15 protein-coding genes and 1 riboswitch are annotated in these 18,406 nt (G+C 72.4%); of the genes, 1 reads left to right on the top strand and 14 read right to left on the bottom strand.

Going from position 1 to position 18,406, the window contains the following annotated elements; translation table 11 throughout:
* Window positions 1–841 precede the first annotated feature (841 nt).
* The 3 genes from VF330_RS13625 to yaaA form a co-directional block, all read right to left on the bottom strand.
* A complete protein-coding gene (locus VF330_RS13625; protein WP_330851930.1) occupies window positions 842–2,377 on the bottom strand; it encodes a DEAD/DEAH box helicase in 1,536 nt (511 codons plus the stop codon).
* 230 nt (window positions 2,378–2,607) lie between these two features.
* Complete coding sequence (locus VF330_RS13620; protein ID WP_414675374.1) at window positions 2,608–3,570, bottom strand: serine protein kinase RIO; 963 nt, start codon at window positions 3,568–3,570, stop codon at window positions 2,608–2,610.
* 208 nt (window positions 3,571–3,778) lie between these two features.
* Window positions 3,779–4,507 carry a peroxide stress protein YaaA gene (yaaA, locus tag VF330_RS13615; protein ID WP_330851929.1) on the bottom strand — a complete coding sequence of 243 codons (729 nt, stop codon included), beginning with the start codon at window positions 4,505–4,507 and terminating at the stop codon, window positions 3,779–3,781.
* 53 nt (window positions 4,508–4,560) lie between these two features.
* Here yaaA and VF330_RS13610 point away from each other — a divergent pair, with 53 nt between their 5' ends.
* The gene (locus tag VF330_RS13610) at window positions 4,561–5,730 is read left to right on the top strand and encodes an MFS transporter (RefSeq protein WP_330851928.1); all 1,170 of its coding nucleotides are present in this window, start codon (window positions 4,561–4,563) and stop codon (window positions 5,728–5,730) included.
* Here the strand turns inward: VF330_RS13610 and cobA are convergent.
* The 11 genes from cobA to VF330_RS13555 form a co-directional block, all read right to left on the bottom strand.
* Entirely contained in the window at window positions 5,678–6,892 is a 1,215-nt protein-coding gene (gene cobA / locus VF330_RS13605; protein ID WP_330851927.1) for a uroporphyrinogen-III C-methyltransferase, read from the bottom strand. The two genes, VF330_RS13610 and cobA, sit on opposite strands and share 53 nt — an antisense overlap.
* Before the next feature lie 51 nt (window positions 6,893–6,943).
* On the bottom strand, window positions 6,944–7,660 hold the full coding sequence (locus VF330_RS13600) for a PIG-L deacetylase family protein (RefSeq protein ID WP_330851926.1): 717 nt from the start codon (window positions 7,658–7,660) through the stop codon (window positions 6,944–6,946).
* 46 nt (window positions 7,661–7,706) lie between these two features.
* Window positions 7,707–8,483, bottom strand: coding sequence for a serine protease (locus tag VF330_RS13595; protein ID WP_330851925.1), 777 nt, complete (start codon window positions 8,481–8,483; stop codon window positions 7,707–7,709).
* A 124-nt stretch (window positions 8,484–8,607) separates the two neighbouring features.
* Window positions 8,608–9,978 (bottom strand): M36 family metallopeptidase, encoded by a 1,371-nt coding sequence (locus VF330_RS13590; RefSeq protein WP_330851924.1) that lies wholly within the window; start codon window positions 9,976–9,978, stop codon window positions 8,608–8,610.
* Window positions 9,979–10,078: 100 nt separating this feature from the next.
* Window positions 10,079–11,335: a cobalamin biosynthesis protein gene (locus VF330_RS13585; RefSeq protein WP_330851923.1), complete on the bottom strand. Its 1,257-nt coding sequence runs from the start codon at window positions 11,333–11,335 to the stop codon at window positions 10,079–10,081.
* A gap of 43 nt (window positions 11,336–11,378) precedes the next feature.
* Complete coding sequence (locus VF330_RS13580; protein ID WP_330851922.1) at window positions 11,379–12,200, bottom strand: hypothetical protein; 822 nt, start codon at window positions 12,198–12,200, stop codon at window positions 11,379–11,381.
* Entirely contained in the window at window positions 12,200–13,252 is a 1,053-nt protein-coding gene (locus VF330_RS13575) for a cobalt-precorrin-4/precorrin-4 C(11)-methyltransferase (RefSeq protein ID WP_330851921.1), read from the bottom strand. Before VF330_RS13575 ends, VF330_RS13580 begins: the two co-directional genes overlap by 1 nt.
* A gap of 32 nt (window positions 13,253–13,284) precedes the next feature.
* Window positions 13,285–14,661 carry a cobyrinate a,c-diamide synthase gene (locus tag VF330_RS13570; protein ID WP_330851931.1) on the bottom strand — a complete coding sequence of 459 codons (1,377 nt, stop codon included), beginning with the start codon at window positions 14,659–14,661 and terminating at the stop codon, window positions 13,285–13,287.
* A gap of 7 nt (window positions 14,662–14,668) precedes the next feature.
* Entirely contained in the window at window positions 14,669–15,283 is a 615-nt protein-coding gene (gene cobO, locus VF330_RS13565) for a cob(I)yrinic acid a,c-diamide adenosyltransferase (protein WP_330851920.1), read from the bottom strand.
* 10 nt (window positions 15,284–15,293) lie between these two features.
* Window positions 15,294–17,225, bottom strand: a complete 1,932-nt coding sequence (locus VF330_RS13560) for a putative cobaltochelatase (protein WP_330851919.1) — start codon at window positions 17,223–17,225, stop codon at window positions 15,294–15,296.
* Window positions 17,226–17,265: 40 nt separating this feature from the next.
* Window positions 17,266–17,396: riboswitch (cobalamin riboswitch) on the bottom strand.
* Between the two features lie 31 nt (window positions 17,397–17,427).
* Window positions 17,428–18,390: a threonine aldolase family protein gene (locus tag VF330_RS13555; RefSeq protein ID WP_330851918.1), complete on the bottom strand. Its 963-nt coding sequence runs from the start codon at window positions 18,388–18,390 to the stop codon at window positions 17,428–17,430.
* Window positions 18,391–18,406: the final 16 nt, after the last annotated feature.

The raw sequence follows: 18,406 nt of genomic DNA, 5'->3' as shown, positions 1-18,406 counted from the left end.
AGGCACCCTGACCGACGAGCCGGGAGCGCCCGGCCAGGTTCGCCGACAGCCTCGCCTCCGGGTGAGGTGGTCGGCGGCCACGCGGCAAGGGGCACGGCAGACACCGACGCGCACCGCGCAACGCCTGCCAAAGCCCGCCGTGGCTCCTCGCACGCGCACGACAGACGCCCCACAGCCACGCCGTGGCGGCTCGCAACCCGCGCCGCAAAGCATCGCGCCCGCAGGCAGGTGCCTAGCAGCCCACAATCGCGGCAACCGGCACCCCGAACCGCACGGCCTTGCGCCCGCACGGCAGGCACCACGCCGCGGCGACCCGCAACCCGTACCGCGGCCCAGGGCACCCGCACGACAGGCGCTTTTCAACCCACACCGCAGGGGCTCGCAGCCGCGCTGCAGGCGCCTCTCATTCGACACCGCGGCAACTAACAACCCACTCGGCGGCGCCTCGCAACTCACACCGTGTCGGCCTGCAACTCACACCGCGGCGGCTCGCAACCCGCACCGCAAGGCCCCGCGCCCCCACGGCAAGCCCTTCACTCACTGCGGCGCCGCGCAACCCACCTCCGCGCCTCGCGCCCCACCTCGGTCACCCCACACCGTGGCACCTCGCGCGCACGGCATGCGCCTCACAATCCAACTCCGTGGCGGCTCGCAACCCGCCCTGCGGCGCCTCCCCACCCGCACCGCGTCGCCTGCCACCGCACCCCGAAGCGGCGCCCTGCTCAGCGCCTCACCTCCGCAGCCCGCACGCTCCCCCACCGACGCACATCCCGAACACGGCGAAGGCCGCCTCCCCCAACGTGCGGGGAGGCGGCCTTCGACCGTCTGTCGGTGTTGCTCGTCAGTGCTGCGGCGCGCGGCGCGGACGACCGGTCCGCTCCGTGCGGCCGAAGCCGCGGCCGGCCTCGGAGCGCTCCGTGCGGCGCGGGCCGCCGCGGAACTCCCCGCCTTCGGTGCGACGGCCGGAGCCGCCGCGGTACTCGCCGCGGCCGCCGGTGGCCGGGGCGCCGAAGCGCCGGCCGGAACCGCCGCTGCGGCGGGCGGGCTTCTCGCGTTCCACGATCGGCTCGCCGGACGGCGTGCGGGCGCCGGTGATGCGGACCAGGTCGTCGTCGCCGGGGCGCACCTTCGTGCTCTCCGGGCGGATGCCCGCGCGGGCGGCCATGCCCTGGACCGCGCGGCGCTGGTCGTGCGTGACCAGCGTGACGACCGTGCCGGACTGGCCCGCGCGCGCCGTGCGGCCCGCCCGGTGCAGGTAGTCCTTCGGGTCGGCCGGCGGGTCGACGTGGACGACCAGGGACACGTCGTCGACGTGGATGCCGCGGGCGGCGACGTCCGTGGCGATCAGGACGGGCGTGGTGCCCTCGCGGAACTCGCCGAGCACCCGCGTGCGGGCGCTCTGGGCCTTGCCGCCGTGCAGGGCGCCGGCGTGGACGCCGACCGAGCGCAGCTTCTTGGCCAGGCGGTCGACGTGGTGCTTGGTGCGCACGAACATGATCGTGCGGCCCTCGCGCGCGGCCACCTCGGTCACCACGTTCTGCTTGTCCTCGGCGGACACGAACAGCAGGTGGTGCTCCATGGTCGTGACGCTCGCGGTGGGCGGGGCCACCGAGTGCGTCACCGGGTCGTGCAGGTACTGGCGGACCAGCTTGTCCACGTCGCCGTCGAGCGTGGCGCTGAACAGCAGGCGCTGGCCGTCCTGCGGGGTCAGGTCGAGGATCGCGCGGACCTGGGGCATGAAGCCCATGTCCGCCATCTGGTCGGCCTCGTCCAGCGCGGTGATCTCGACCTCGGACAGGTCGCAGGTCCCCTGGCGGACGTGGTCGGACAGCCGGCCCGGCGTGGCGATCAGCAGGTCGACGCCGCGGCGCAGGTGGTCGATCTGGCGCGGGAACGACGTGCCGCCCACGACGACGCGGCACCACAGGCCCAGCGAGCGGGCGTGCGGCATGAGGGCCGTCTCGACCTGCATCGCGAGCTCGCGGGTCGGGACGAGGATCAGGCCGCGCGGCTTGTGCGGCTGCGAGCGGCCGCCCGCGAGGCGGGTCAGCATCGCGAGGCCGAACGCCAGCGTCTTGCCGGAGCCGGTCTGGCCGCGGCCGAGGATGTCACGGCCCGACATGGAGTCGGGCAGGGTCGCCGCCTGGATGGGGAACGGCTCGGTGATCTCGTTGGCGGCGAGCGAACGGATCAGCGCGTCGGAGAGGCCGAGCTCGGCGAACGAGGGCAGCGGGCCTTCCGGCAGCGTGCTCTCGAAGTGCTCGGCGACGATCGGTTCCTCGACCCGCGCTTGCGGACGCGAGGAGTTGCCCTGGCGACCCGAGCGGCGCCGCGGTGACCTGCGGCTGGTGGAGCGCTCGGAACGACCTTCGGACATTGATGGCAAAACAAACCTCCGAGACATGGCACGTCTCAAGGCTGCCCCGCGAGTGCCGCGGTGCCAGTTCACAAGGACGGGCCCGGCGTGGTGGTCACGCCGTGATGAGTAGTGGACGCACCGGTCAACGGCGGTCAAGCCTTCATCGGTGCTTCTTCATTCTAGCTGATCTCCGCCAACGCGTTGCGCGCCCGGCCGTGTTGTTGGACACTGCCGGGCGCACTCGTGCGTCAGGACATCCCCGCCACGTCCAGCAACGTCGTGACCAGCGAGGACGGGTCCGCGAGCTCCGGCGGGAGGCCGCGCGAGGCGAACCAGCCGCTGATGTTGCGGACGTCGCGGTCGAGGAACTCCGCGCCGCGCGGGTTCGCGACGAGGTCGACCACCTGCGGCAGGTCGATCACGACCAGCCTGCCGTCGTGGACCATCAGGTTGTACGCGGACAGGTCGCCATGCGTGAGACCGGCGCCGGCGAGCGTCGTCAGCGTCTCGACCAGCTGACGCCACAGGTCGAGCAGCTCGTCCTCGTCGGGACGGGTCTGCGCGAGCCGCGGTGCCGCGGTGCCCTCGTCGTCCCCGATGAACTCCAGCAGCAGCTCGGTGCCGCTGCGCTGCACCGGGTACGGCACGGGCGCGCCGATCTGCCACAGCCGGGCGAGCGCGGAGAACTCCGCGACCGCCCACTGCTCCGCGATCAGGTTGCGCCCGAACGCGGTGCGGTTCGCGATGGCCCGCGTCTCACGGGACTTCTTCATCCGGCGGCCCTCCAGATATCCCGCGTCGCGGTGGAACATCCGGTGGTCGTTGCTGCGGTAGCGCTTGGCGGCGAGCAGGCACGCCCTCTCGCCCATCGCGCGTTCCAGCAGGAAGACGTCCGCCTCCTTGCCGGTCTTCACGATGCCCAGCTCGCGGTCCACCGCGGCCAGCTCGGTGACGAGCCAGCTCGGGTGCGGCTTCGGGCCCTGCTCCGCGTCGCCCCAGGTGGACCAGCGGTCGCCGTCCTCCGGGGTGTCCGCGGTGTGGAGCTGGTCCTCGCGCAGCCGCGCGATCCGCAGTTTTTCTTCTTCGGTCATGCGGCCGCGGCGCGTGGGTTCCGCGTCGTCGGTGCGCTTGGCGCGCTTTCCCTTGCGCCGCATGGTGTCGGCGTCGTCGAAAGTGGATTCGTAGCGCTCGAAAAGATCGTGCTCGCGCACGGTGGGGTCTCCCAAGAGGAATGAAGGGTGACCGCCCTGCCGGCGCTCTGCGATCAAACGGTGCTGATCAGGCGCGAAGGGCGGCTGGACGGGTCGCGCGTGCGGTGCCACGTCCAAAGACAGGCTCTGACATCACGCACCTCCTCGATCCAGCCTCGACGCTTCGAGGCAGAAGACTGCCCTGCGACCCCCACCGGCCGCAACCGAATTAACCCGTGATCAGGTCCGCGGACCTCTCGCCGGTCACGACCATCGTCAGCCCGGCCTTCTTCGCGAGCCTGACCAGGCCTTTCAGGTCGCCCGGCTCGGCGCTCGCGGTCGTGACGGCGCGGGCCAGCAGCCCCTTGTGCGCCTTGTTGAAGTGGCTGACGACCTTGCCCTCGGCGGTGACCACCCGCACCACGACGGCGTGCGGGATCCGCGCGAGGCTCGAGTAGGCGCCCGACCGCAGGTCGACGACGAACTCGTCGGCCTCCCGCAGCACCGGTTCCAGCGCCGGCTTCCACACCGTCCGCAGGCTGCCGTGCGACGGGAGCGCGCTGCCGCCGGACAACCGGTACGCGGGCACCGGGTCCCCGCCGCGCACCGCCCCGAACAGCGCCGACGCGACGGCGAGCCGCTGGTAGGCGCGTTCCTTCTCGACCTTCCTCAGCGACGGGAAGTCGAGGTTGTCGTAGAGCACGCCGGTGTAGCGCAGGAGCGCGGGCGTCGTGCCGGACGTGCGCAGTGCCGCGTTGCGGTGCACCTCGTCGACCTGGCGCTCGGAGATGTCGAGCGCCTTGAGGCTCGCCGGGACGTCGGCGGCGAGGTCGGCCAGCGCGGACACGAGCTTGTCGCGCACGGGGTTCAGCTCGGGGAACGACAGCGCGTCGAGGTCGAGCGGCGCGCCCTCGCCGCCGGTCGCCTTGGTCTCCGACGGGGGAAGCAGCACCAGCACGGTTCGAAAGCGTAGGGCAAGGCCGGAGAACCGCTGAACGCGTAGGGTGCCGCATGGGGCGCAACTGGTACCTGCTGTGGAGCGGCAGCTCCGTCTCGGCTCTCGGCGACGGGATCTTCCTGGCAGCGCTGCCGCTGCTCGTCACCACCCTCACCCAGGACCCGAAGCTCATCGCCGGCGCCGGCTTCTTCGGCTCGCTCCCCTGGCTGCTGGTCTCGCTCCCGGCCGGAGCGGCCGCGGACCGCCACGACGGCAGGCGCCTGCTCCTGACGGCACTGTGGGTCCAGTGCGTGCTCATGTCGGTGCTCGCGGTGTTCCACAGCGCGCACATCGTGTTCCTGTACGGCATGGCGTTCCTGATCGGCGCTGCCGAGACCGTGCCACGGGCCGTGGGTCAGCCGCTCATCACGGCCACGGTGGAGCGCCATCTGTTGGAACGGGCGAACGGCAGGCTGTTCGCGTCGCAGGCCGTGGCGTTGCAGTTCGCGGGCCCGCCATTGGGCGGACTGCTGTTCGCGATCGCGGTGCCCGCGCCGTTCTGGGCGAACGCGCTGACATTCGCCGTCGCGGCGGTGTTGGTCGCGCGGATGCGCACTCCGCGCCGGGAGCCGCTGCCCAGGCCGAACATCGGCGAGGGCCTGCGGTGGCTGCTGGCGCACAGGACGTTGCGCACCGTCACCGCGGTCTCGGCCACGACGAACCTGTGCATCGCGATGACGATGGCGACGCTGGTGCTGTTCGCCCGGCAGAGGCTCGGGCTGACGAACGCCGGCTTCGGGGCGTTGCTCGCGACGCTCGCGTGCGGCGGGGTCGCGGGGGCGTTGTCGGCCGAACGGGTCCTGGCCCGGTTTCAGCACGCGGTCGTCGTGACCGTGGTGCTGATTCCGTTGATGTGGCTGGGAATCGCCATGCTCGCCCACGACCTCGCGACGGTCGCGCCGTTCGCGGTGGTGAGCTCGTTCTGCACGGCGGTGTGGGGCGTGGCGACCGCGAGCCTGCGGCAGCGCGTCGTACCACCGGAACTGCTCGGCCGCGTCAGCAGCGCGCAGACCCTGCTCACCTGGGGTGTTCAGCCGGTCGGCGCGCTGCTGGGCGGACTGGTCGCCGACCGCTTCGGGCTGTCGGCGCCGTGGTACGCGGCTGTCGCGCTACGCACCGCGGTCGGGTTGCTCAGCCTTGGGTCGTTGAGTGCTCGAGGTCCGCGACCGGACCGACCACGATGATCGCCGGCGGGCGGATCGCGTGCTCGGCCATGTCGGCGGCCAGTGAGTCCAAAGTGGACCGCAGCACGCGCTGGGCGGACGTGCTGCCCTCCTGGACGACGGCGACGGGGGTCGAGCCGGGGCGGCCTTCCATCAACGCCGTGGCGAACGCACCGGCCCGTTCGACGGCCATCATCAGCACGACGGTGCCGCGCAGGCGTGCGATCGCGGACCAGTCCACGAGCGAACGGGGGTCGTCAGGGCCCACGTGGCCGGAGACGACGACTACCTCGTGCGCCACCCCTCGGTGCGTCACCGGCACACCGGCCAACGCCGGCACGCCGAACGCGGATGTCACGCCGGGAACCACGGTCACGGGGATGCCGGCCTCGGCGCACGCCAGCAGCTCCTCGAAGCCGCGCCCGAAGACGTACGGGTCGCCGCCCTTGAGCCGGACGACGAACTTGCCTTCCTTGGCGCGGTCGACGAGCGTCTGGTTGATGAAGTCCTGCGTCGCCGCGCGGCCGTAGGGGATCTTCGCCGCGTCCACGACCTCGACGTGCGCGGGCAGCTCCTCCAGCAGCTCGCGGGGTGCCAGGCGGTCCGCCACGACGACGTCCGCCAGCGCCAGCAAGCGCTTGCCCTGCACGGTGATGAGCTCGGGGTCGCCGGGGCCGCCGCCCACCAGTGCCACGCCCACGGGCGGTTCCGCCTGGTCCGCGATGCGGCCGTCGCGCAACGCCGCCAGCAGCCCGTCGCGCACCGCGGCCGAACGGCGGTGCTCGCCGCCGGCCAGCACGCCGATCATCATGCCGTCGTGCATCCCGCTGGCCGGCGTGACGGCCGTGCCCTCGACGGCGATGTCCGCGCGCACGCAGAACACGCGCTGCGAGAGCGCTTCCTCCGAAATACGCGCGTTCACCTCGGCGTCGGACGTGCACGCCACCACGTACCACGCGCCCTCGACGTCACCGGTCTCGAACAGGCGCTCGTGCCACGTCAGCTCCCCCGCGTCGACCATGCCCTGGACGGCGGGTGTGACGACGGGCGACACGAGGTCGACGACGGCACCGGACGCGATCAGCCGGGGCAGCCGGCGCTGCGCGACCGTGCCTCCGCCGACCACGAGGACGCGCCGGCCCCGGAGGTCGAGGCCGGCCAGGTAGTGCTGTTCAAAGGGCATGCGTAGAAGCATCCACACGCGACCCGCCGTGTCCAGCCGAAGGGAACATGGTCACAGCGGCAACAGCTCGAACGAGGTCGCCAGGACGCCCCCGAACCGCGTCCCCACGCCCTCGGCCATCCGCCTGAGGAACGGCTCCGGGTCGGCCATGTCGCCGCTCAACGCGTCGAGGTACGCCTTGTGGGCGCGCAGCGATGCCACCGAAGCGTCGAACGAGTCGGTGATGTCCACGGCGTGGGTGGCCGACGGCGAGGACGCCGCCGCCACGTACTTGACGCCGTCCCACTTCTCCAGCCCCAGGTCCCGGAACAGCCACCGGTTGCCCGCGTCCCGCACGGCGTCGACCGCGGCACGGCCGACGGCGATGTGGTCCGCCATGTTCAGGCCACCGCCGCCGGGCCAGTTCTCGCGGAAGTTGCCGGTGATCACGACCTCCGGCCGGTGCCGTCGGATGGCTCCGGCGATGTCGCGCCGCAACGGGATCCCGTACTCGATGAGGCCGTCGGGGTGGTCCAGGAACTCGACGTCGGTCACGCCGACGACCGCACACGACGCGATCTGCTCCTCCACCCGCAACGGTCCGCACTCCGCGGGATCCATCGAGTCGATGCCGGCTTCACCACGGCACGCGAGCAGGTACGCGATTTTCTTGCCTTGTGCGGTCCAACGCGCGATGGCGCCCGCACCGCCGTACTCCATGTCGTCGGGGTGAGCGACGACGACCAGCGCGCTCGACCAGTCTTCCGGCATTGCCTCTAGGTCAGACATGAGTGCAGGGTGCGCGCCGCGGCACGCACCCTGCAACCGAGACGGCTTACAGCTGAGCGGTGATGACCGAGTTGTAGGTCGCGATGCGGCCGTACACACCGGGGTAGCCGGCGCCGGCGCAGCCGCGGCCCCAGGACGTGTCACCGATGAGCTTGCCGCCGTAGACCAGCGGGCCACCGGAGTCGCCCTGGCAGGTGTCGGTGCCGCCCTGCGGGAAGCCCGCGCAGACCATCGAGCTGTTGCTGTACTGCGGGTACGCCGTCTTGCAGGTGGAGTCGGACGTCAGCGGAACGTTGGCCTTGAGCAGGTAGCGCGAGGCCGAACCGCCGGAGGACGTGGTGCCCCAGCCGAGGATGAGCGCGGAGTTGCCCGCCGCGTAGAGCGCGGTGTCCGACGCGGTGGCGAGCGGCAGGGTCGCCGAGCTGATGTTGCGGTCGAGCGTCAGCACGGCGACGTCGTAGCCGGCGGTCGCGGTCGTGTAGCTGGGGTGCACCCAGATCTTGGTCACGGACGCGACGGTGCCCGCGGTGCTCTGCTTGTCGTCACGGCCGTGCACCACGCGGGTGCTGGACGCCGAACGGCCGGCCACGCAGTGCGCGGCGGTGACGACCTTGTTGGTCTTCACCAGGGTGCCGCCGCAGAACTGCGAGCCGGAGGTGGAGGCCAGGTAGACCACCCACGGGTACGTCGAGGTGCTCGCCCGCGTGCCACCGACGATCATCGGCGAGACGTCCTCGGCGTTGGCCGCCGGTGCGGTGAAGAAGATGCTCGCGAGCGCGGACACCACGACGGACACGATCAGGCGATGCAGGGTTTTCGCCATGTTGCCAGTCCTTCCCGATGACGCTGTGAGTGCAGGGGGTGGAGCACTAGCCCACACAGCGTCACCGGCGAGGATTCGGTGGCGTAACCGCCATTAGTCGGAGATGTCCGACTTGACGGTTGACTCAGGCGATGCCGCGAGCCGTGAACGCGGCCTGGACGGTGGCGGCGTCGGTGTCGCCGTAGAGCTTCTTCGCCGCGGCCACGACGGCCTTCGACGCGGCGGAGAACGACGTCGACGGCGCGTAGGAGAACTGCGACTCCAGCACGATCTTCGCGGACTTGTCGCGGCCGAACTTCTGGTAGACGTCGAACAGCGCCCGCGACCAGATCTGGCCGTCGTGGTGCACCTCGCCGTTGCGGTCGGCGTACTTCAGCTCGGTGTCCGTGCGGCGCAGGCAGTGCGGCGTCTCGGTCGTGTAGGCCGTGGCGTCCCAGTCCATGATGCACGCCAGCGGGGTCAGCGCCGTGTCCTGCGAGTCGCGCGAGGACAGGATGAGCGCCCACCAGTCGCCGAAGCCCTCACCGATGGAGCCCGCCTCGGTGCTGGATCCGAAACCGGGCACCTGCGCGTCCTGGATCGCGTGGCCGAGCTCGTGCCAGACGACCTCGAGGTCCTCGGCGTCGTCCACGCCGCCGGTGCCGAAGGTGATCTGGTCCTTCGACGGGTCGTAGAACGAGTTGTCGTCGGTCAGGCCGAGCGTGGTGATCTTCTGCGGCTCGTTGTTGACGTTCGTGAAACCGATGCTCTGGATGTACTTCTGCGCCTCCGTGACGCCCCAGTAGGCGTTGACTTGCTCGAAGTAGTCGTTGGCGCGGGTGTACTCGAACTTGTTGCTCTTGTTGTAGGCGAGCTTGCCCTTGGCACCGGTGACCGTGGCGTACTTGCCCTTGAGGTAGCCGGAACCGTCCAGGTCGGACAGCGTGACGGTCTTGTACGCGGCGGCGGGCACGGCCGAGTCGGCGTCGTTGGCGTCCTTGAGGTTCTGGTTCTGCTGCGACACCACGGGGTTCGGGCTGAACACCTTGCCGGTGCCGTTCGCGTGCTTGACCAGGCTCTCGGACCGCACGACCGCGCCGGACTCCGCGTGCACCAGCGTGCGCTCGGATCCCTTGCCATTGTCGGAGATCACCTCGTAGACGAGGCCCGTGCCCGGCAGCACCTTGAGGTCCGCGCCCTCGGGCACACCGGCGGTCTTGGACTTGGCGGTCTCCGCGCTGACGGCGGGCGTCACGTCGACCGCCCCGACCGCGAGCCGGCCGTCGTCCACGGTCTTCTCGCCGGTCGCCTTGTCGACGTGCTCGACGTAGTACGCGCCGAGCACCGCCTTGCCGTCGTAGGTCTGCTCGTACCAGGTGTGCTTCGCGGTCAGGGAGTCGCGGACGGCCAGCAGGCGCAGGCCCTCCTTCGGCGCGGCGGCCTGGGCGGTGGCGGTCAGCAGGGACAGTGCGACGCCCGCGGTGCAGGCGACGGCGACGAGACGACGGGCTCTCATGTCGGTCTCCAGTGCTTCGGGCCCGAGCAGGGTGGGCCGTGTGCATGGCGACGCTAATCGGCAAAACTTCGCCGGAAACCCTACGAAAGAAGGAAAACCATCAGCGTTCCCAGACTCCGGGAACAACAATTACGTCGGCTTCGACCGGAATGTCCAGCGTTGGTCCGGTTCCGAAAGCGACGAATGCGACCGCCGCGCCACGTTCGGCCAATTCGTGCGCGCCCTCGTGGCGGATCTCCGTGCCGGACCGCAGGATCGACGCGACGGACTCGACCGCCTCCGGGCTCCCGACCACGAACGCGGCCCGCCGGATCTCCGACTCCGCGCGCGGCGTGCGCTGCTCCGCCGGTCCCGGACCGAGGCCGACCAGGGCGAGCCGGCCGCGCGGCAGCACCCGCGCCGCGGCCACGGTCACGTTGTCCCGCTTGAACTTCTCGGCCGCGAGCTCGACCGGCGCGCCCAGCCCGACCTGGCGCGCGCCGCGCAACGCCGCCGCCTCCGCGACGCTCGCCGTGCCCATCGAGTTGCGCACCACCGAGCTCGGGTTCGGCACGCCGATCTCGGCGAGCTCCTCGGTCGGGAACGTCAGCAGCTCGGCCGTGTCGCCGTGCCAGAAACCCCAGTCCTCCACCGCGTCCACGATGCCGGGCTCGTCCGCCTTGGCGTCCGCCGTCGCGAACGCCTTGATGGCGCGCAGGTCCAGGCCGCCCTGGGCGTCCAGTTCCGACAGGGCCGCGCCCACGCTCGTGGCGGACGCACCGCGCGTCGACCCCACGCCCACGACGAGCGTGCGCGGCACGATCCGCAGCACGTTGTCCTTCGCGGCGGCGGCCCGGTCGTCGACGACGATCACCCACGTCGCGTCCTCGCCGCCCGGCACGACGTTGGGCGGCAGCGCGGGCAGCGGGAAGTTCAACGGGTTGCGCAGCACGACCTTCTCGCCCGCGTCGATGGCCGCGACGCACGCCGCGACGTCGCCGTCCGCGGTGGCGTCGAGCTGTTCCACCAGCTCGTCCAGCACCGAGTCGATCAGCGGGCCGCCGGTCACGACGGGAGCGAGGTTCAGCACGTCCGCGACGTGCCGGGTCAGGTCGTCCGCGTCCCCCGCCAGTGCGACGACGAAGTGCTTGTCGACGCACACCACGGCGGGGTCGGAGTCCTTGCCCCGCAACAGAGGCGCGATCAGGCGGACGGCGGAGCCCGCGTCGAGGAAGAACACGGCCGCGCCGAGGCGGGACCAGAGCGTGAAGGCGGCGGGCTTGACCGGACCGTCGGGCACGACGGCGTCGGAACCGAGGAGACCGGCGAGGTCGGCGGCGTCACCGCGCTGGGCCGGTCCCGCGAACACACCGATCACGCTCGCGCTCCCCGCGGTTCGACGGCCGCGCGGCACGCGGCACTCACTTCTTGGTACCCCACAGCACCGTCACCGGAACCGCCGGCGCGAACCCCGAGTCGAGCAGGCGCGAGGCGGTCCAGTGCACGCCCTCCACCTCGTACCCGGCGGCCTGCAGCGCGTCCCGCGCCGGCACGATCTCGTCCACGCTCTCCGTCGCGACGACCACGCGCCGAGCCGACACCGCCGCACTCGCCTTCACGGCCGCGAGGTCGCCACGGCCGACGAACACCGCGTCCGGGCGCGGCAACGCCGACGTGTCCAGCTCGGACTCCTCCACGCGGACGTCGACGCCGTGCGCCGAGGCGTTCGCGATGATCCGCACGCACTGCACGGGGTCGGGCTCGACCGCGATCACGGCGGCTCCCAGCCGGGCGCACTCCACGCCGACCGCGCCGGACGCGGCCAGCACGTCCCACACCAGCACGCCGGGGCGCGGGGCGAGGCGGGCCAGCACGAACGCGCGGACCTCGGCGCCGAGCACGTGCGTGCGGCTGCCGAACGAGTCGTCCGGCAGCGCCCAGCCGTCGTTCGACCGCACGAACTCGGTGTCCGCCAGGCACAGCACCGCGTCGGGCGCGCTCCAGCGGCGGGTCACCGCGTCACGCGGGTCCACAGTGGTCAGCTCGCCGCCGTCCGACACGACCAGCGTGCGGCGCCAGCCCGCGACACCCGACCCGATCTCGGCGGGACCGATGCCCTCGGCCAGCCGCACGACCACGGCGGACCGGGCGCGGCACACGTTCAGCGCCGGGCGCAGGCCGTCCGCGGCGTCGACGACCTCGACCGGGCGACCGGCCGCCTCCCGCAGGGCTTCGACGGACATCAGTTGCCGGCGGTCCGCTTGTGGGGCTTGCGCGAGGTCGGCTTCTTCTTCTGGACCGACGTCGAGGCGCGCACCGTCGGCGGCTTCGGGATCTCGGCGGCGACCACGGTCAGCTTCGGCTTGGGAGCGGGCTCATCGGCGGGCCTGCGCACCGACTGCTGTATCTCTTCGACCGCCGTCCACGCCGGGTTCGGCTCGGCGGCGGCACCGGGGGGAACGACGGGAGCGGGCGCCGGGGCCGGGATCGGCTCGTCGGTGCGCGTCGCGATGCGCGAGGCGGCCCGGCGCGACCAGCGGCTCGGGCGGGCGGCGCGGAGCGGTTCGTCGACGGAGGTGGTGGCCGAGGGGGAGACGCGGCGGGTCGGCGCCTTCACCGCGGTGCCGACGAGGAACAGCGTCGGGCGGTACAGCTTGTGCTTCTTCACCACCGACTCCAGCTCGCCGACCGTCGTGTGCACGACCACCTCGTCGGCCTGGCTCACCTTGTACGCCACCACGACCGGGGTCTCGGCGGAGTAGCCGCCCTCCAGCAGCTGCTCCACGAACTGCCCGGTGCGCGCGCCCGAGACCGTGGCGGCCATCGTGGTCTGCAGCGCGGCGAACTCGCGGACCTTCTCGCTGCTCTCCGGCGAGATCAGCACGGCGGAGGACGCCTCGGTCGACGTGATCTCGCGGCCGATCTTCGCGGCGGCGGCGGCCACGACCGACACCCCGGGCACGACCTCGACGTCCAGGCCGAGGCGGACGCACAGGTCGTGCTGCTCCTGCACGCCACCGCCGGTCGCGGCGTCGCCCGCGTGCAGGCGCACGACCGTCTGGCGGGACGCGGCGGCGCGGCGGTACAGGTCGGTGATCTCCTCGGGCGTCACGCGCGAGAAGTCGACCAGCTCGGCCTCGGCGCGGGCGTGCTCGCGGACGCACTCGACGTCGACCGCGCTGGGAGCCCAGATGACGACGTCGGCTTCCGCGAGGCGGCGGGCGCCGCGGAGGGTGATGAGGTCGGCGGCACCGGGACCGGCGCCGACGAAGGAGACCCGACCGGTCGTCGTCACGACAGCTCCACAGGGGGTTGGGGAGGGGAGGCTTAGACGGTGACCGTACCGCCTGCCGATCCGGCCACGAACGGGTGGCAGGCCCGCACGAAACGGGCCACCGCCTCCGGGTCGCCGGCCGGGTGCGTGTGCAGGTACGACGCGTGCACGCCGCCCGCCACGAACCCCTCGGCGACGGGCCGCGAGTCGACGCCGCGCCAGTGCCACGCGGGGGGCGTCGAGTGCGGTGTGGACAGCTGGGTGCGGTGGAACTCGTGGCCGGTCACGCGGCTGCCGGCCGGGTGCAGCGGCGAGCTCGCGGACGCCACGGCGTCGCGGTAGCCCAGCGTCAGCTTCGGCGTCATGAACCCCTCGGCGTCGAACACGCCGCACATCGGGTGGCCGTCGAGCGACTTCGCGAGGTACAGCAACCCACCGCACTCAGCGTGGACCGGCGCACCCGATCGAGCGAACCGGGCGATGGCGTCGCGCAACTTCGCGTTGTCCGACAACGCTTCCGCGTGCTGCTCGGGGAAACCGCCCGGCAGCACCAGACCGGCGGTGCCGTCCGGGAGGTCCTCGTCGTTGAGCGGGTCGACGACCGCCACGGCCGCGCCCGCCGCCCTCAGCACCTCGACGTGTTCCGCGTAGCCGAACGTGAAGGCCGCTCCCCCGGCCACCGCGACCAGGGGCTCGCCCTCGACGCGCTCGACCTGCGGCTGCCACGGCGCGACGGCCATCGACGGCACCGACCTGGCGAGGCCGCGCACCGCGTCGAGGTCGACGTGCTTGGCCACCGCGGCGGCGATCGCGTCGACCGCGGCCACGGCCTCCGGACCGTGCTCCGCCGCCGTGACGAGGCCCAGGTGCCGTGACGGCAGGGAGAACTGCGGATCGCGCGGCAGCACGCCGAGCACGTCGAGGCCGACCTCGTCGCACGCCGACCGCAGCACCTGCTCGTGCCGCTCGGACCCGACCTGGTTGAGGATCACGCCGCCGAGCCGGACCGTGGGGTCGTAGCCGCGGAACCCGTGCAGCAGCGCCGCGAGCGACCGGCTCTGCCCGCGCGCGTCCACGACGAACAGCACGGGCGCGTTGATCAGCTTGGCGACGTGCGCGGTCGAGCCGATGCCCGCGGTGTCGACGCGGCCGTCGAACAGGCCCATGACGCCCTCGACCACGGCGATGTCGCAGCCCTTGGCGCCGTGCGCGAAGAGGCCGGGAACGCGCTGCTCGCCGACCATGACCGGGTCGAGGTTGCGGCCGGGCCGCCCGGTGGCGAGCGAGTGGTAGCCGGGGTCGATGTAGTCGGGGCCGACCTTGAACGGCGCGACCCGCGACCCGGCCGCGCGCAGCGCCGCCATCAGGCCCGTCGCGACGGTGGTCTTGCCGCTGCCCGAGGCGGGGGCCGCGATGACGAGACGGTTCACCACCTGCTCACCACTCGATCCCCCGCTGGCCCTTCTGCCCGGCGTCCATCGGGTGCTTGACCTTGGTCATCTCCACCACCAGGTCGGCGGCGTCGGCGAGCCGCTGCGGCGCGTACCGGCCGGTGATCACGACGTGCTGGTGGCCGGGCCGGTTCGCCAGGACGTCCACGACCTCGTCCACGTCGATCCAGCCCCAGTGCAGCGGGTAGGTGAACTCGTCGAGCACGTAGAGGCCGTGGCGTTCGGAGCGGATCCGCCGCGCGATCTCCGCCCAGCCCTCGCGCGCGGCGTCGGCGTGGTCGTCCTCGGTGCCCTGCTTGCGGGTCCAGGACCAGCCCTCGCCCATCTTGTGCCACTCGACGGCGCCGCCCTCGCCGGTCTCGTCGTGCAGCCGGCCGAGCGCCTTGAACGCGGACTCCTCGCCGACCTTCCACTTGGCGGACTTCACGAACTGGAACACGCCGATGTCCCAGCCCTGGTTCCAGCCGCGCAGCGCCAGGCCGAACGCCGACGTCGACTTCCCCTTCATCTCCCCGGTGTGCAGCATCAGCAACGGCCGGTTGCGGCGCTGCCGGGTGGTCAGGCCGTCCTTCGGGACCTCGACCGGTTGTCCTTGTGGCATCGGGTTCTCCTCACGCTGCCCGGACGACGCCGGCGAGGTGGTCGGCGCTGAGCTGGTCGAGACGGACGCAGGTGCCCCGCAGCGCGTCGGCGACCTTCTGCGCGAGGCCGAGGCGGACGTGGCCCTGTTCGCAGTCGACGACCACGACGGCGGTCTGGTCGAGCAGGCCGGCGGCCTTGAGCGCGTCCCCGGTCGGGTCGCCGCCGAGGCCGGACGACGTGGCGCGGCCGTCGGTCAGCAGCACCACCAAAGGCCGTTTGCGCGGGTCGCGGAGCCGTTCGACCTCCAGCACCCGGTGGGCCTTGAGCAGGCCGTCCGCGAGCGGGGTCCGGCCGCCCGTGCGCATCTTCTTCAAGCGCGTGGCCGCGGCGTCGACGGAGGTGGTCGGGGGCAGCGAGACCTCGGCCTGGCTGCCGCGGAACGTGACCACGCCGACCTTGTCGCGGCGCTGGTAGGCGTCGCGCAGCAACGAGATCACCGCGCCGCTGACCGCCGACATCCGCTTCTGCGCCGCCATCGAGCCGGAGGCGTCGACGACGAACAGGACGAGGTTCGACTCCTTGCCCTCGCGGACCGCCTTGCGCAGGTCGGCCGCGGTGAGCAGCAGTCCGGGACCGCTGCGGCCGCGCGCGGCCTGGTGCGGTGCGGCGTTCGCGAGGGTGTCGACCAGGTGCAGACCACTGCCGTCCACTGTGGACGAACGGACGACCCGGCCGGTGCGGGCGCGGGCCCGGGAACGCTTGCCGGGCGCGCCTTCGCCGACGCCGGGCACCTCCAGCACCCGCGCCTTGAACGCGGGCGCGGGTTCCGGCGCCGGGCGGTCCTGGGGCGCGTCGCCGTTGCGCGGCGGGCTGTCCCGCGGACCGTCCTGCGGTTCGGGCAGCTCACCGCCGCCGGGTCCGTCGTCGTCGGGACCCTCGTCGTCAGGGCCCTGGTCCGGTTCCTCGGCGTGCTCGGCCGCCTCGCGCATGGCGTCCTCGAGCTGCTGTTCCTCGATGCCGGGCTCGTCGAACGGGTCGCGGCGGCGCCGGTGCGGCAGGGCGAGCCGGACCGCGGCCTCGACGTCCAGTTCCTCGACGCTCCCGGCTCCCCGCCAGGCGGCGTGGGCCGTGGCGGCACGGGCGACGACGAGGTCCGCGCGCATGCCGTCGACCTCGAAAGCCGCGCAGACGGCGGCGATCCTGCGCAGCTCACCGTCCGGAAGGGACACCCCGGGCAGCTTCGCCTTGGCGTCCGCGATCCGCTGCCGCAGCTCGGCGTCCTCGGCTTCCCACCGCGCGGCGAACGCGACGGGGTCCGCCTCGTAGGCGAGCCGGCGCCGGATGACCTCGGTGCGCACGCCCACGTCCCGCGCGGCCTTGACCTGCACGGTGAGCCCGAACCGGTCGAGCAGCTGCGGCCGCAGCTCGCCCTCCTCCGGGTTCATGGTGCCGACCAGCAGGAACTGCGACGGGTGCGAGACCGAGACGCCCTCGCGCTCGACGTGCGCGCGCCCCATCGCGGCGGCGTCGAGCAGCAGGTCGACCAGGTGGTCGTGCAGCAGGTTGACCTCGTCGACGTAGAGCACGCCCCGGTGCGCCGAGGCCAGCAGCCCGGGCTGGAACGCCCGCACACCCTCGGTCAGCGCCTTCTCCAGGTCGAGCGACCCGACCAGCCGGTCCTCGGTGGCACCGACCGGCAGCTCGACGAGCTTCGCCGGCCTGCGCTCCACGCCGTCGTGCGGCGCGTCGGGGCAGTCGGTCGTGCCGGGCGCGCAGCCGAACCGGCAGTCCTTCGAGACGTCCAGCTCCGGCAGCAACGCGGCGAGGGCACGCACGATCGTCGACTTCGCGGTCCCCTTCTCGCCGCGGACGAGGACACCGCCGATGCCGGGGTGCACGGCGTTCAGCAGCAGGGCCAGCCGGAGGTCGTCGTGTCCGACGACAGCCGAAAAGGGGAACATGCGCGGTGAAGTCCTTCCTCGGGTGTCCACGCCCGTGGTCGGTCGGAGTAAGAGGGGGACGAGTTCCTGACTCCCGGGTCTCCCCGGTCACAGTCGCGGGACGGCGCCGGATTCGCACCGGCTTCCTCGCGCTCCCCTCACAGCCCCGGCATCGTCGCATTCCGCACCCGTGCGACCAACAGCCAGGTGAGCGACATCGCCCTCAGAGCAGGCTCCGGAACTCCGCCCAGGCCCGCGCCACCTCGTCCGCCGTCCACTCCAGCGCGGGCCCGGCGATCGTGACCTCGGTCTTCGCGAGCGTCCCCGACGGCCAGAACGACCCGAGGAACTTCCCGCTCAGCTCGGTCAGCCGCTTCGGGTCACCGGGCAGGTGCAGCGCGAACTGGTGGGTGTGGGGCTCGGGCAGTCCCATCGCGGCCGCCACGACCTTGGCGTGCTCGACGTACGACCCCAGCTTCGGCAGCACGGTGTCGAGACCGTGCAGTGCGGACAGCGCGGCCGGCCACTGCTGGAACAGCATGCCGCCGTACCGGTGCCGCCAGACCCGCGCCTGGTCGACGAAGTCCTGGCTGCCCGCGAGCGCGGCGCCGGAGATGCCCTCGAGGGACTTGTAGAACGACACGTACACCGAGTCGAACAGGCCGGCGATCTCGGGCAACGGCTTGCCGAGGCCGTGCGCGCTCTCCCACAGCCGCGCGCCGTCGAGGTGCACGACCGCGTCGCGTTCGCGGGCGAGGTCGACCAGCGACGTCAGCTCGTCCCAGGTCGGCAGGACGAACCCGGCCTCGCGGTCGGGCACCTCCAGCAGCAGCGTCCCGTACGGCTCCGGGCAGGTGCCGACGTCGGCGTCGCGGACCTTGACCGGGCGCAGGCCGGACAGCACGGTCAGCGCGTCGTCCTCGTGGTGCAGCGGGTGGGCCTGCGGGTGCATCGCCACGATCGGGTTGTGGGTGCGGTCGGCCCAGCACCTCAGGGCGATCTGCTGGGCCATGGTCCCCGTCGGCACGAACAGCGCCGCCTCGGTGCCGAGCAGCTGGGCGACGCGGGTTTCCAGGGCGCCCACCGGGCCGCCGTCCCCGTAGCGGTCTGGGTCGACGTCCGGCACAGGGCCGAGCGTCTCCAGCAGCGTCTTCTTGTGGACTCCGGAGAGCTGGCGATTCAACACACCCGCATCAAACATC

Source organism: Lentzea sp. (assembly GCF_036380075.1).
Taxonomy (GTDB): domain Bacteria; phylum Actinomycetota; class Actinomycetes; order Mycobacteriales; family Pseudonocardiaceae; genus Lentzea.
The sequence above is the reverse complement of the archived record's forward strand: the minus strand, read 5'-3'. Positions and strand labels throughout refer to the sequence as shown.